The organism is Frigoribacterium sp. AP1 (assembly GCF_056680555.1).
Map to the genome: position 1 here is coordinate 1,950,937 of NZ_CM155288.1, position 13,678 is coordinate 1,964,614.

The 13,678-nt window shown below is 70.6% G+C and carries 12 protein-coding genes and 1 tRNA gene; 7 read left to right on the plus strand and 6 right to left on the minus strand.

What is annotated here, in order from left to right; genetic code table 11:
• The first annotated feature begins 4 nt into the window (after positions 1-4).
• Together glyA and AC1MBW_RS09340 are read left to right on the plus strand one after the other, a co-directional pair.
• Positions 5-1,321: a serine hydroxymethyltransferase gene (gene glyA / locus AC1MBW_RS09335; protein ID WP_480026092.1), complete on the plus strand. Its 1,317-nt coding sequence runs from the start codon at positions 5-7 to the stop codon at positions 1,319-1,321.
• A 119-nt stretch (positions 1,322-1,440) separates the two neighbouring features.
• A complete protein-coding gene (locus tag AC1MBW_RS09340; protein ID WP_480026093.1) occupies positions 1,441-2,310 on the plus strand; it encodes a bifunctional methylenetetrahydrofolate dehydrogenase/methenyltetrahydrofolate cyclohydrolase in 870 nt (289 codons plus the stop codon).
• A 309-nt stretch (positions 2,311-2,619) separates the two neighbouring features.
• Here the strand turns inward: AC1MBW_RS09340 and galK are convergent, their stop codons facing one another.
• Both galK and galT read right to left on the minus strand, forming a co-directional pair.
• Positions 2,620-3,825 (minus strand): galactokinase, encoded by a 1,206-nt coding sequence (gene galK / locus AC1MBW_RS09345; protein ID WP_480024285.1) that lies wholly within the window; start codon positions 3,823-3,825, stop codon positions 2,620-2,622.
• The gene (galT, locus tag AC1MBW_RS09350) at positions 3,822-4,925 is read right to left on the minus strand and encodes a galactose-1-phosphate uridylyltransferase (RefSeq protein WP_054146884.1); all 1,104 of its coding nucleotides are present in this window, start codon (positions 4,923-4,925) and stop codon (positions 3,822-3,824) included. The genes galK and galT overlap by 4 nt, the downstream gene beginning before the upstream one ends.
• Positions 4,926-5,004: 79 nt before the next feature.
• Here galT and AC1MBW_RS09355 point away from each other — a divergent pair, with 79 nt between their 5' ends.
• Together AC1MBW_RS09355 and AC1MBW_RS09360 are read left to right on the plus strand one after the other, a co-directional pair.
• Positions 5,005-5,871 carry a DeoR/GlpR family DNA-binding transcription regulator gene (locus tag AC1MBW_RS09355; protein WP_235451074.1) on the plus strand — a complete coding sequence of 289 codons (867 nt, stop codon included), beginning with the start codon at positions 5,005-5,007 and terminating at the stop codon, positions 5,869-5,871.
• Positions 5,872-5,945: 74 nt separating this feature from the next.
• Positions 5,946-6,887, plus strand: a complete 942-nt coding sequence (locus AC1MBW_RS09360) for an aldose 1-epimerase family protein (RefSeq protein WP_480024286.1) — start codon at positions 5,946-5,948, stop codon at positions 6,885-6,887.
• Positions 6,888-7,378: 491 nt separating this feature from the next.
• Here AC1MBW_RS09360 and AC1MBW_RS09365 read toward each other — a convergent pair.
• Positions 7,379-7,451 (minus strand) — tRNA-Lys (locus AC1MBW_RS09365).
• Between the two features lie 160 nt (positions 7,452-7,611).
• Between AC1MBW_RS09365 and AC1MBW_RS09370 the strand changes: the two genes are divergently transcribed.
• From AC1MBW_RS09370 to AC1MBW_RS09380, 3 genes are all read left to right on the plus strand, one after another.
• On the plus strand, positions 7,612-8,241 hold the full coding sequence (locus tag AC1MBW_RS09370) for a DNA-directed RNA polymerase subunit beta (RefSeq protein ID WP_192122901.1): 630 nt from the start codon (positions 7,612-7,614) through the stop codon (positions 8,239-8,241).
• 804 nt (positions 8,242-9,045) lie between these two features.
• Positions 9,046-9,642, plus strand: a complete 597-nt coding sequence (locus AC1MBW_RS09375; RefSeq protein WP_480024287.1) for a sigma-70 family RNA polymerase sigma factor — start codon at positions 9,046-9,048, stop codon at positions 9,640-9,642.
• The gene (locus AC1MBW_RS09380) at positions 9,639-10,571 is read left to right on the plus strand and encodes an anti-sigma factor (RefSeq protein WP_480024288.1); all 933 of its coding nucleotides are present in this window, start codon (positions 9,639-9,641) and stop codon (positions 10,569-10,571) included. Before AC1MBW_RS09375 ends, AC1MBW_RS09380 begins: the two co-directional genes overlap by 4 nt.
• Before the next feature lie 142 nt (positions 10,572-10,713).
• Here the strand turns inward: AC1MBW_RS09380 and pstB are convergent, their stop codons facing one another.
• From pstB to pstC, 3 genes are all read right to left on the minus strand, one after another.
• The gene (gene pstB, locus AC1MBW_RS09385; RefSeq protein ID WP_054146880.1) at positions 10,714-11,493 is read right to left on the minus strand and encodes a phosphate ABC transporter ATP-binding protein PstB; all 780 of its coding nucleotides are present in this window, start codon (positions 11,491-11,493) and stop codon (positions 10,714-10,716) included.
• Positions 11,494-11,557: 64 nt separating this feature from the next.
• Positions 11,558-12,652: a phosphate ABC transporter permease PstA gene (gene pstA, locus AC1MBW_RS09390; protein WP_054146879.1), complete on the minus strand. Its 1,095-nt coding sequence runs from the start codon at positions 12,650-12,652 to the stop codon at positions 11,558-11,560.
• Positions 12,652-13,614, minus strand: a complete 963-nt coding sequence (pstC, locus tag AC1MBW_RS09395) for a phosphate ABC transporter permease subunit PstC (RefSeq protein WP_043597255.1) — start codon at positions 13,612-13,614, stop codon at positions 12,652-12,654. Before pstC ends, pstA begins: the two co-directional genes overlap by 1 nt.
• Between the last annotated feature and the right edge of the window lie 64 nt (positions 13,615-13,678).

Here is a 13,678-nt window from a genome sequence, read left to right on the forward strand (position 1 = left end):
GACCATCTCCGACCAGACCTCCGCCTCGACCGCCGGCTCGACCCCCGCGTCGACCGACCGCCAGCCGTCGACCTTCAACCAGCCGCTCTCGGTCGTCGACCCCGAGATCGCGGCCGTCCTCGAGCAAGAGCTCGGGCGCCAGCGCGACTACCTCGAGATGATCGCCTCCGAGAACTTCGTGCCGCGCGCCGTGCTCGAGTCGCAGGGCTCGGTGCTGACCAACAAGTACGCCGAGGGCTACCCGGGTCGCCGCTACTACGGGGGCTGCGAGTTCGTCGACGTCGCCGAGAACCTCGCGATCGAGCGCGCCAAGTCGCTGTTCGGCGCCGACTTCGCCAACGTGCAGCCCCACTCGGGCGCCCAGGCCAACGCCGCAGTCCTCGCCGCGATCGCCGACATCGGCGACACGATCCTCGGCCTCGAGCTGTCGCACGGCGGTCACCTGACCCACGGCATGAAGCTCAACTTCTCGGGCAAGATGTACAAGGCCGTGGCCTACGAGGTCGACCCCGAGACGTACCTGATCGACATGGACGTCGTCCGTCGCCAGGCGATCGAGCACCAGCCCAAGGTCATCATCGCCGGCTGGTCGGCCTACCCCCGTCAACTCGACTTCGCGGCCTTCCGTGCCATCGCCGACGAGGTGGGTGCCTACCTCTGGGTCGACATGGCGCACTTCGCCGGCCTGGTCGCCGCGGGCCTGCACCCGTCGCCCCTGCCGCACGCGCACGTCGTCTCGTCGACCGTGCACAAGACCCTCGCGGGTCCCCGCTCGGGCGTGATCCTCTCGAACCACGAGCCGCTGTTCAAGAAGCTCAACTCGGCCGTGTTCCCCGGCCAGCAGGGTGGCCCGCTGATGCACGTCATCGCGGCCAAGGCGACGGCGTTCAAGCTCGCCGCCGAGCCCGAGTTCAAGGACCGTCAAGAGCGCACCATCCGCGGTGCCCAGGCCCTCGCCGCCCGCCTGACCGCCGACGACGCCAAGGCCGCCGGGGTGGACGTGCTGACCGGTGGCACCGACGTGCACCTGGTGCTCGTCGACCTGCGCGCCAGCGAGGTCGACGGCAAGCAGGCCGAGAACCTGCTGCACGACGTCGGCATCACGGTGAACCGCAACTCGGTGCCGTGGGACCCTCGCCCGCCGATGGTCACCTCGGGCGTGCGCATCGGCACGTCGGCTCTCGCCACCCGCGGCTTCTCGGACGACGAGTTCGCCGAGGTCGCCGACATCATCGCGCTCACGCTGATGCCGTCGCCCGACATCGAGGCCCTCGCGGCCCGCGTCAAGGCGCTGACCGACGCGTTCCCGCTCTACGCGTGAGCACTGACGTCACGGCCGGGGCTCCGGCGGGCGTCGGGGGCAGGGCCTCGGCGGGAGGCGCGGGAGGCGCGGGGGGCGTCGAACGCACCCGATTCGTCCCCGGAGACGACTCGTCGGCGGTGACCATCGACGGGACGGCTCTGGCCGCCGCCGTCAAGGACGACCTGCGCCTCCGGGTGGACGCCCTCATGTCCCGTGGCATCGCGCCGGGCCTCGGCACGATCCTGGTCGGGGCGAACCCCGGCTCGTTGTCGTACGTCGCGGGCAAGCACCGCGACTGCGCCGAGGTGGGCATCGAGTCGATCCGCATCGACCTGCCCGAGACGGCGACCGAGGACGAGATCCGTCAGGCGATCGAGACGATGAACGCCGACCCCGCGGTCACGGCGTTCATCATCCAGCTGCCGCTGCCCGCCGGCATCGACCCGACGGCCATGCTCGAGTTGATGGACCCGGCAAAGGACGCCGACGGCCTGCACCCGGTCAACCTCGGCGAGTTGGTGCTGGCGGTGCCGGGTGGCAAGGGCTCGATCGACACGCCCCTGCCGTGCACGCCGCGCGGCATCGTCGAGATGCTGCGTGCCTACGACATCCCGATCGCGGGGACGCACGTGACGATCATCGGGCAGGGGCTGACGGTGGGGCGCCCGCTCGGCCTGCTGCTGACCCGCCTCGAGGCGACGGCGACGCTGACGCACTCGCGGACGGTCGACGTGGCCGCCGAGGTGCGCCGGGCCGACATCGTCGTGGCCGCCGCGGGTGTCGCCGGGCTGGTCAAGCCGGACTGGGTGAAGCCCGGGGCCGCCGTGATCGACGTCGGCATCACCCGCGTGCTGAACGAGGAGACGGGCAAGTACAAGCTCCGCGGAGACGTCGACCCCGCGGTCGCCGCCGTGGCGGGCTTCCAGTCGCCCGTGCCGGGTGGGGTCGGGCCGATGACCCGGGCGATGCTGCTGAAGAACGTGGTCGAGGCCGCCGAGCGACCCTGACGGCCCGGCTGCACCCACCACGCCAGAAGATGGGCACAGCGCCAGGTTTTCCCCTGGTGCTGTGCCCATCCCGTGGTGCGGTGCCCGTCTCGTGGTGCTGGGTCGGGGAAGTGCCCTCATCCCGCCACGAACCAAACATGCCGCCATGCAATCGTGTGGCGGGGTGTTTACCTCGTGGCGGGGAACGCCGCCGCTGGCCCACCACGCCAGTAGATGGGCACAGCGCCAGGTTTTCCCCTGGTGCTGTGCCCATCCCGTGGTGCGGTGCCCGTCTCGTGGTGCCGTGCCCGTCTCGCGCGAAGCGCGGCGTCAGGCGTCGCGGCGGGCGCCCTCGGCGGCGTGCACCGTGAACACGGTCGGAGCCGTGTAGCCGGCCTCGGCGAAGGCGGCGACGATCGCGGACTCGACATCGGCGCGAGCCTCGGTGGGGACGAGCGCGATGGCCGACCCGCCGAAGCCGCCACCCGTCATGCGGGCCCCGACGGCCCCGGTGGCCTGGGCGGTAGCGACGGCGAGGTCGAGCTCGGGCACCGAGATCTCGAAGTCGTCGCGCATCGACACGTGCGAGGCGTCGAGCAGGTGGCCGATCGCGCGCGGGCCGTCGGTGCGCAGCGTGCGGACGGTGTCGAGCACGCGCTGGTTCTCGGTGACGACGTGGCGGACACGACGGAAGGTCTCGGCGTCGAGCACTTCTTCGGCCCGACCGAGGTCGTCGGCGTCGAGGTCGCGCAGGGAGTCGACGCCGAGCGCGGCGGCGCCCTTCTCGCACGACGCGCGGCGCTCGACGTAGCCGCCGGTGGCGTGGGCGTGCTCGACGTGGGTATCGACGACGAGCACCTCGAGGCCGGCGGCGGCGAAGCCGAGGTCGACGACGTCGGCGTCGAGACTGCGGCAGTCGAGGAACACTCCCGAGTCGGCCTTGCCGAGCAGTGATGCGGACTGGTCCATGATGCCCGTCGGGGCGCCGACGACCTCGTTCTCGGCGAGTTGTCCGACGGCGGCCAGGGCCGAACGGTTGACGTCGAGCGACCAGAGCTCGGCGAAGGCCACGGCCACCGAGCACTCGAGTGCCGCGGACGACGAGAGCCCGGCGCCGACCGGCACCTCGGACTCGACGAACAGGTCGAGGCCCACCACGCCCGACAGGTCGATGGTCGAGAGGTCGCCCCCGGCCGCGGCGAACGAGGGGGAGTCAGCCCGGTCGTGCGCGATCGACAACGCCCAGGCGATGCCGAGGGCGTAGGCCGACCAGCCCGACATCGAGGCCGGGTCGAGGTCGTCGAGCGACACCTCGTGGACGCCGCCCTCGAAGGACGAGGCCACGCGCAGCAGGCGGTCGTCGCGGCGACCGACCGTGACGGTGGTGCGACGGTCGATGGCGAAGGGCAGCACGAAGCCGTCGTTGTAGTCGGTGTGCTCGCCGATGAGGTTCACGCGGCCTGGGGCGGACCAGCGGCCGGCGACCTCGGTGTCGAAGGCCTCGCTGAAGCCCTGGGGAGTGGTGGTGTCGGTCATGATCGCTCGATCGCCTCTCGGATTCGGTCGGCCTGCACCTCGGGGACGAGGTCGCCCACCCAGGCTCCCATCGCGGCCTCGGAGCCTGCCAGGAACTTCAACTTGCTCTCGGCCCGACGAGGCGAGGTGATCTGCAGCATCAGGCGGACGGTGTCGCGGCCGACGCCGACGGGGGCCTGGTGCCAGGCGGCGATGTAGGGCGTCGGGTCGTCGTACAGGCCGTCGACACCGCGCAGGAGGCGCCGGTACATGACCGCGAGCTCGTCTCGTTCGTCGTCGGTCAGGGCCGCGAAGTCGGGGGCGTGGCGGTGCGGCAGCAGGTGGATCTCGATCGGCCAGCGCGCGGCGAACGGCACGAAGGCCGTGAAGTGCTCGCCCGCGAGGACGACGCGCGGGCCGGAGCGTTCGCGGTCGAGCAGGTCGGCGAACAGGGTCGGGCCGTAGGTCTCGATGCTGTCGAGCAGTCGCGTGGTGCGGGGCGTGACGTAGGGGTAGGCGTAGATCTGGCCGTGCGGGTGGTGCAGGGTGACGCCGATGGCTTGGCCGCGGTTCTCGAACGGGAACACCTGCTGGATGCCGGGCAGGGCCGACAGAGCGGCCGTGCGGTCGGCCCAGGCCTCGACCACCGTGCGGGCGCGGGATTCGCTCAGGTCGGCGAACGACCCGTGGGTCTCGGGGCTGAAGCAGACGACCTCGCACCGGCCGACGCTGCGCAGGGTGCGTTCGAGGCCGATGCGGGTCAGGTCGTCGAGGCCCTCGGGGGCGTCGTCGCTCTCGAGCAGCGGCCCGAACGACGGCGATCGGTTCTCGAAGACGGCGACGTCGTAGACGTCGGGGATCTCGGACGGGTTCGTCTCGCTGGCGGGGGCCAGCGGGTCGAGCTCGGCCGGGGGGAGGAACACGCGGTTCTGCCGTGAGGCGGCGATCGAGACCCACTCACCGGTGAGGACGTCCTGTCGCATGGTCGCCGTGTCGGGACGGGGGTCGAGCGTTCGGGCGTCGACGCGTCGCTCGGCCGTGAGCGTGGTGTCGGCGTCGTCGAAGTAGATGAGTTCGCGACCGTCGGACAGGACCGTCGCGCGTTTCGTGATGGACGACATCGCGCCTCCTTCTGTTCGGGGCACTCGCGACCACGACTTGCAGTTGCGAAAGTACGTGAAAGCATACGAAACTAGCCGGGTGAACGGCAACTCGACCCCGCCCCCGGTGCCGCAGTCCGCGCCGCTGCCGGGCGAGCGGCGTCGCGACCGCATCGCCGACCTCGTCGGGCGTCGCGGGTTCGTCCGCACGGCCGAGCTGGCGCGAGAGTTCCGGCTGTCCGAGGTGACGATCCGCACCGATCTCGAGAGCCTGGCGGCCGACGGCCTGTTGTCGCGCGTCCACGGCGGGGCGCTGTCGGTCGACCGGCCGGCCGAGCGACCGTTCGAAGAAGAGAGCTCGGTCTCGACCGAGGCCAAACGGGCCATCGGGGTCGAGGCCGCGTCGCTCGTGCGCTCGGGCGACTGCGTCGTGCTCGACGTCGGCACGACGACCACGCAGATCGCGCTGGCCCTGCTCGAACGGCACGACCTCGAGGGGGTCGTCGTCGTGACGAACGGCCTCACCATCGCGTTGGCGCTCGAGCAGGCGGTGCCGCGGTTCACCGTGATCGTGTCGGGCGGCACGTTGCGACCGCTGCAGCACTCGCTGGTCAACCCGCTGGCGACCAGCGTGTTCGCCAGCGTCACGGCCGACCTGGCGTTCATCGGCTGCACCGGCGTCCACGCGACCCACGGCGTCACGAACGTCAACCTGCCCGAGACCGACCTCAAGCGCCTCATGACCCAGACGGCCCGCCGGTCGTACATCGTGGCCGACGGCAGCAAGCTCGGCGAGGCCCACCTGGGCGTCATCGGTCCGCTCGACACCTTCGAGGGGCTCGTCACGGCGGGTGCCGACGACGACGCCGTCGCCGAGCTGCGCCGAGCCGGCCTCGCCGTCGTGACCGCAGGAGGCGCGGGCGAGGTCGACGCGCCTCCTCGCGACCCGGCCCCCTCGCGTCCCTGAGCCCGTGGTCCCTCGTCACCGAGGGGAGCACGAGATCCCGGACGCCACCGACACCCGAGAGCGAGACTGGAGCGATGACGACGAGCAACCCGACCGGAGAGCAGTACGACCTCACCCTCGAGCACGACGGGCACCACGTCACGGGTGTCGTCACGCAGGTGGCGGCGGGCATCCGCGCGTTGGCCGTCGACGGCGTCGCCCTGACCGAGACGTTCGGCGCCGACGAGGCCCCGCCCTCGGCCTGCGGCATCACGCTCGTGCCCTGGCCGAACCGCGTCGCCGGCGGCCGGTGGTCGCTCGACGGGCGCGAGCAGCAGCTCGACCTCACCGAGCCGGCCAAGGGCAACGCCAGCCACGGGCTGCTTCGCTACACGGCCTACCGGGTGGTCGAGCGCGAGTCCCATGCCGTGACGCTCGGGGCGACGGTGTTCCCGCAGCACGGGTACCCGTTCCAGCTCGACACGACCGTGCGGCACGAACTCGTCGTGGACGGCATGGTGGTCACGCACACGATCACGAACGTCGGCCCCGATCGCGCGCCGTTCGCCGTGGGGTCGCACCCGTTCTTCCGGGTGGGTGACCACGACCCGGAGACGCTGACCGTCACGCTCGCGGCGGCGACCCGGTACGAGACGGACGAGGCCAGCATCCCGGTCGGCACGTCACCCGTGGCCGGCACCGAGTTCGACCTGTCGCAGGGCCCACGCCTGGGCGACCTCGACCTCGACACGGGTTACCGCGATGTCGAGCCCGACGCCGACGGCATCCGCACGACGACCTTCACGGCGCCCGACGGTTCGGCGACCGAACTCTGGCAGGACCCGTCGTTCGAGTACGTGCAGGTGTTCACGCCCCGCAACTTCCCTCGTGGCGGGGTGAAGGGGCTGGCCGTCGCCGCCGAGCCGATGACGGCACCGGCCAACGCGCTGGCCTCGGGTGAGGGTCTGCGCTGGCTCGACCCGGGCGAGACCTGGACGGGCAGCTGGGGTGTGCGGTACCGGGCGGCCGGCGTCTAGCGGCCTTCGTCGAGGAGGGCAGACGAGCGCACTGTCCGGATTGCGCGAACCTGGGACCGGTCGGTTCCGGTGAGCGTAGCGTCCACTGCTGTCTCCCCAGGGTCCCGTAACCCTGGCGTACCCCGTAGCGATGCCGTCGGCTTGTCCGACATCCGTCGCGAGGAGGCCGAGCGCCCCTCCCGGCCCGAACCGGAGGGGCGCTTTCTCTCGTCCTCGACAGAAAAGCCGACACGTGACGCCTTGAGGGCGTAGGTTCTGCGCGTACCAGGTGGGTGGGACCCACCTGAAATCGGGGGACAGGATTCGGGTTCAGTCTCTCGTGGTGGGGCCGCCGCATTCGGGTGCGACGTCGGCCCCGCCTTCCCGGGTGGCGGGTACGACCCGTCGAGGACGGCCATGGGAGACGCGGGGAGGCGGGTCCTCGAGCCGCAAGCATGCGGCCGTGCAAGCGGGGTGACGTCGCCTGTCGCACGTGTGGCGACGGATACAGGTGGGCCCCGTGGGGCTCGAACCCACGACCCGCGGATTAAAAGTCCGATGCTCTACCAACTGAGCTAGAGGCCCGTGCGTATCCAGTTTACGGGATGCCGCGGCTCTCGGTCGCCAGGCCGACCCGCGCCTCCTCGGTGGAGCCGGAGCCGGAACCGGCGTCGCGGGGTGCCGGCGGTGGTGCCGTGGGCGAACGTCCGGCTCGGTGTCGGTGGTCACGCCTATCGTGGGTCCGGTGCCGAGACCATTCCACCGCCCGACCCAGTTCTCGGGGTCCGAGTTCGAAGCCTTCCAGGGCGGAGACGACCCCGCGACGATGAACCGCGTCGCCCACGAGTCGGCCTCGGCCCTCGTCGCCCGCGTCAAGCACGACCCGAGCCCCGAGATCCTCGACCGGCTCGTCACCTTCACCGACCAGCACGGCATCGACGCCGTCGCCGAGCTGTGGGCGCGGGCCAGCCCGCACAGCCTGCCCGGCGCCCTGTGGCGCATCTACCTCGTGCGGGCCGTCATCCGGCAGAACCCGGTCGAGGTCACCCAGCTCTTCGAGCGCGGGGTCCAGGTCGCCACGACGATCGACCCGGTCGTCGCCGGTGCCCCGGCGCCGGCCAGCCCGGAAGAGATCCTCGAACTCGCCGACTTGATCCTCCGTGGCGTCTTCGTCGGGGACTTCGCCATCGCGCTCGAGCGGGGTGCCGCGTTCTGCCGCCTCGCCGCTGCCGGCGCCACCTCGGTCGCCGACGACCAGGACGCCGTCGGCTCCGACCGCGCCGGTGAGCTCACCCGCCGCGCCCTGCGCTTCAGTGAGCTCGGCGTCGACCTCGTCGCCTGCGCCCACCTGTGGCGCGACGACAGCCTCGACTGATCGGCGGCTTCGTGCGGTCGAGGCCCGCGCCGGGTCGCATGCGATCGGGCGGGCTCGACACGCGCGGACCCGTGCGGCGTTCGCACGACGCGAACTCGTCGGACCGCTCGGCCCGAGACGGGTAAAGTTTCTCTGGTCGGGCCGCAGTAACCCCGGGCTCCAAATTTAGCCGCTTCGAGCGGCCTCGCGCCGAGAGGCGTTTCTGCGGTCCGGCACCTCTTCCTCCCGAGACGAGCTCTCGGTCGAGACCCGGCGTGACGACCGACCGCCGCCCTCCTCGCGCCGCGACCCGCGCCTCCTCGTCCCGTCCGAGCCCCGCACAGCGCCCTCGCCCACGTGTGCAAATCGCGACAACTCGGCAGCGTCCGACGACCACAGAGGAAAGTGAGCGGCGAGTCAGGGCCCGGATGTCGGGTTCGGCACGCATCCCGGCCCGCCGCCGGTCGGGTTCGGCCCGGAGCACCGACCGAGCAGCACGGCCACACACGAATGTTCGCCCAATCCGCCCGGCCCCCGGTGCCGAACCATTCACGTGAGGGATCCACGATCCCCCGCCGACACCCGTCCTCCCTACGTTTCGGGCGTCGGCGGGCTGGTCTCCCTGCGATGCACCGGGCCTGAACGCCATCCCAGACGGCCGCATCGCAGGGGGTCCCGCCCGCACCACGAACACCGCACCGCCAAGCACCACGAACACCGCACGACGAACACCGCACCGCCAAGCACCACCCGCCCCACATCACGATCCGCCCCGGATCGTGACCCACGAACCGACGAACAGTGCGACCGGAGGTGAACCCTGACATGCTCGAACTCGTGACCCGAGAGACAGAGACACCCGAGAGCGGGCTCGCTCCTTCGACTCCCGACGAACTGTTGCCGCGAGTCGCACAGGGTGACCAGACCGCCTTCGCCGAGCTGTACGACCAGACGGCACCCCGCGTGCTCGGCCTGGTGAAGCGGCTCCTCAAAGACCACGCCCAGTCCGAAGAGGTGACCCAAGAGGTCTTTCTCGAGATCTGGCAGAACGCCACGCGCTTCGACTCCACCCGGGGCAGCGCCGCGAGCTGGATGCTCACGATGGCGCACCGCCGCGCCGTCGACCGCATCCGTGCCTCCCAGGCCGGTCGCGACCGCGACCTCAAGATCGGCGTGCGTGATCTCGAGACCGACTACGACTCGGTCACCGAGTCCGTCGAGATCCGCATCGAGCACGAGCGGGTCGAGCGGGCCCTCGGACGCCTCACCGAACTGCAACGGCAGGCGGTGAAGCTCGCCTACTACGGCGGCCTCAGCCACAGCGAGGTCGCGAAACTCCTCGACGTGCCGATCGGCACCGTCAAGACCAGACTGCGCGACGGCATGATCCGTCTGCGCGACGAGATGGGGGTCGCATCGTGACCGACCACGACGAGCCCACGCGCGGCCGGCACACGGACGACGCGGGCACCACGAACGTCGACACCGACCACCTGTCCGGTGCCTACGTGCTCGACGCACTGAGCGACGACGAACGACACGCGTTCGAGGCCTTCCTCGACGACACATCAGACCAGCACGACGACACCAGGACGGAGGTGGCCGAATTGAGAGAGACCGCATTGCTGCTCGCCCACGCGGCCCGGCCCGTCACCCCGTCGGCCGGGCTCCGCGCCAGCGTGCTCGACCTCATCGCGTCGACGCCGCAGCTCGCGCCGCTCACGGCGACGGGCCCGACGGCAGACCACGACACCGCGACGACCGCAGGAGGCGCGGGTGACGACGACCACGAACGTCGCGTCGAGCGCACCCCCGCCCCCGAGATGGAGCCGAGCGAGTCCGAGGGTGCCCGCGTCCTCACGCCGACCGGGGCCGCGCACCGTCGCTGGTTCACGCGTCCGGTCGCCGTTCTCGGTGCGGCCGCCGCGGCTGCCGCGCTCTTCTTCGGCGGTGGAGCCCTCGTCGAGGGCCTCGGACAGTCCGGCCAGCAGCAAGAGCAGCAGGCCTCCGGCATCGACGAGATCTACGCCGCGAGCGACTTCCAGCGCTCGGTGGCCGACGTCAGCACCGGGGGCAAGGCGACGCTCATCTGGTCGAACGAACTCGGTCGCTCGGCCGTCGTCGTCGACGGGATGACCTCGCTGCCCGGCGACCAGACCTACGAGCTCTGGTACATCAACGACGACGGAGCCGTGCCCGCGGGCACCTTCGACGCCTCGTCGAACGCCCCGGCCACGCACGTGCTCAAGGGCGAGATGAATGCTGGCGACACGGTCGGCATCACGGTCGAGCCCGCGGGTGGATCGTCGTCGCCGACCAGCGACCCGGTCGTCGCCATCCCCAGCGCCTGACCCGGCACGCCTGACCCGGCAGCCTGACCCGCCACCCCACGCAAGAGGCGGTCCACCACCCGGTGGACCGCCTCTTCTCGTGTGCACCTCGCGGACACGCGACGTGTAGGTGCGCCTCACCCCGAGGAGGCGCGGTGTCGGATCAGCCGAAGCGTCCCGACACGTAGTCTTCCGTGGCCTGCACGCTCGGGTTCGAGAACATCTTCGCGGTGTCGTCGTACTCGATCAGCTTGCCGGGCTTGCCGGTGCCGGCGATGTTGAAGAACGCCGTCTTGTCGCTGACGCGGCTGGCCTGCTGCATGTTGTGGGTCACGATGACGATCGTGTACTGCTGCTTGAGCTCCTCGATGAGGTCCTCGATGGCGAGCGTCGAGATCGGGTCGAGGGCCGAGCAGGGCTCGTCCATCAGCACGACGTCGGGGGAGACCGCGATGGCCCGCGCGATGCAGAGACGCTGCTGCTGACCGCCCGAGAGGCCCGAACCGGGCTTGTCGAGGCGGTCCTTGACCTCGTTCCAGAGGTTCGCGCCCTGCAGGGACGACTCGACGAGGCCGTCCTGGTCGCTCTTCGACATGCGGCGGTTGTTGAGCTTGACGCCCGCGAGCACGTTGTCGCGGATGCTCATCGTCGGGAACGGGTTGGGGCGCTGGAACACCATGCCGACCTGACGGCGGACGAGCACGGGGTCGACGCCGGGGCTGTACAGGTCGTTGCCGTCGATCAGCACCTCGCCCTCGACGTAGGCGCCGGGGATGACCTCGTGCATGCGGTTGAGCGTGCGGAGGAAGGTCGACTTGCCGCAACCGGACGGGCCGATGAACGCGGTGACCGTGCGGGGCTCGATGGTGATGTTGACGTCTTCGACGGCCTTGAACTTGCCGTAGTAGACGTTGAGGTCGTTGACCTCGATGCGCTTGGACACGGTGATTCCTTCGGGGTGGGAGCCGGGCGGGAGCCGGGACGGGGTGTGGGGCGGAGCGGCCGGGTCAGCGGCCGAGCTTGGGGGCGAAGACGCGGGCGATCAGGCGGGCCAAGAGGTTGAGCGCCATCACCATGAGGATCAGGGTGAGGGCGGAGGTCCAGGCCCGGTCGATGAAGGCCGCCGCGTCGGTGCCCTGGCTGACGTACGAGCTGTAGGCGAACACCGGCAGCGACTGCATGCGGCCGTCGAAGAGGTTGTAGTTCATGCTGGCGGTGAAGCCCGCCGTGATCAGCAGCGGAGCGGTCTCACCGATGATGCGCGCGATGGCCAGCATGACGCCGGTCGTGATGCCGGCGACCGAGGTGGGGATGACCACCTTTACGATGGTCAGCCACTTCGGCACGCCGAGGGCGTAGGCGGCCTCGCGCAACTCGTTCGGCACAAGCTTCAGCATCTCCTCGGTGCTGCGCACGACGACGGGGATCATCAGCACGGCCAGTGCCACGGAGCCTGCGGCGCCCATGCGCACGCCTTCGCCGAAGAAGATGACGAAGAGGGCGTAGGCGAAGAGGCCGGCGACGATCGACGGGATGCCCGTCATGACGTCGACGAAGAACGTGATCGCGCGGGCCAGACGGCCCTGGCCGTACTCGACGAGGTAGATGGCGGTCAGCAGGCCGATCGGCACCGAGATGACCGCGGCCAGGGCCGTGATCAGCAGGGTGCCGGTGATGGCGTGCAGACCACCGCCGCCAGCTCCGACGACGTTGCGCATCGACATCGCGAAGAAGTCGGCGTCGAACCGGTTGGAGCCCGACGTCACGACCGTGAAGAGCAGGGAGACCAGCGGGACCAGCGCGATGATGAAGGCGGCACTGACGGCGGTCGTGACGACGCGGTCCTTCGCGCGGCGGATGCCCTCGATCTGCATCGCGACGACGAAGACGAGCACGGCGTAGAGCACGGTGCCGAGGATGATCGCCCCGACCCAGTTGAACGACTCGGTGACGCCGGCCGCGTTCAGCAGCGCGAAGACGACTCCCATGACGACCCAGCTGCCGAGCAGGATGACCAGCGGAGCGGCCTTGGGCAGACGGCCCGTCGTGAGGGCGTTGACGGAGGGGCTGGACCGGCGCACGCCGGCGGTGGTGGTGGCCATCAGTTCGCTCCCGAGAAGGCCTTGCGGCGGTTGATGACGTAGCGGGCGATCGAGTTCACGATCAGGGTGATGACGAACAGCACGAGGCCGGTCGCGATGAGGGTGTTGATGCCGATGTCGTGCGCCTCGGGGAACCGCAGGGCGATGTTGGCCGCGATGGTCGAGGAGTTCGTCGAGGTCAGGATCGCGGGGTTGATGACGAGTGCCGGCGAGAGCACGAGGGCCACCGCCATGGTCTCGCCGAGAGCGCGACCCAGGCCCAGCATCGCGGACGAGATGACACCGGGGCGGCCGAAGGGCAGCACGGCGATCTGGATCATCTCCCAGCGGGTGGCGCCGAGGGCCAGGGCGGCCTCTTCGTGCAGCACCGGCGTCTGGAGGAAGACCTCGCGGCTCAGGGCGGTGATGATCGGCAGGATCATCACGGCGAGCACGATCGAGGCGGTCAGCAGGGTGCGACCCGTGCCCGAGACGGGGCCGGCGAAGAGCGGGAACCAGCCGAACGTGCTGACCAGCCAGTCGTAGAAGGGCTGGATCGCGGGGGCGAGCACGATGCTGCCCCAGAGGCCGAAGACGACCGACGGCACGGCGGCCAGGAGGTCGATCACGTAGCCGAGTCCCTGGGCGAGCTTGCGGGGCGCGTAGTGCGAGATGAAGAGGGCGATGCCGATCGCGACGGGGAGGGCCATCAGGAGGGCGAGGGCGGCGGCGTAGACCGTGCCGAACGCCAGCGGTCCGACGTACTGCCAGAACGATCCCGGGTAACCCGAGAGCGAGACGTCCTCGGGAGCCGCGGTGAGGGCCGGGATGCTCTGCACGATGAGGAAGAGCGCGACGGCCGCGAGGATCGCGAGGATGAGACCACCGGCGACGACCGTGCTGCCCGAGAAGATCCGGTCGGCAGGACGTCGCTTGGGCTTCGGGACGACGGCGGGGGCCGAGGTCGTGGCGGGGGCGGTCATCGGACGGGGTCCTCCGGAGGCTCGGGTGGGGTTCGGGGGTGGTGCGTGGTGCGTGGTGCCTGTC

Coding starts and splice junctions, on each gene's coding strand:
- pstC (WP_043597255.1), bottom strand. CDS start 13,614: ATGACCGCCCCCGCCACGACCTCGGCCCCCGCCGTCGTCCCGAAGCCC.
- galK (WP_480024285.1), bottom strand. CDS start 3,825: ATGACCGACACCACCACTCCCCAGGGCTTCAGCGAGGCCTTCGACACC.
- pstA (WP_054146879.1), bottom strand. CDS start 12,652: ATGGCCACCACCACCGCCGGCGTGCGCCGGTCCAGCCCCTCCGTCAAC.
- galT (WP_054146884.1), bottom strand. CDS start 4,925: ATGTCGTCCATCACGAAACGCGCGACGGTCCTGTCCGACGGTCGCGAA.
- AC1MBW_RS09375 (WP_480024287.1), top strand. CDS start 9,046: ATGCTCGAACTCGTGACCCGAGAGACAGAGACACCCGAGAGCGGGCTC.
- AC1MBW_RS09360 (WP_480024286.1), top strand. CDS start 5,946: ATGACGACGAGCAACCCGACCGGAGAGCAGTACGACCTCACCCTCGAG.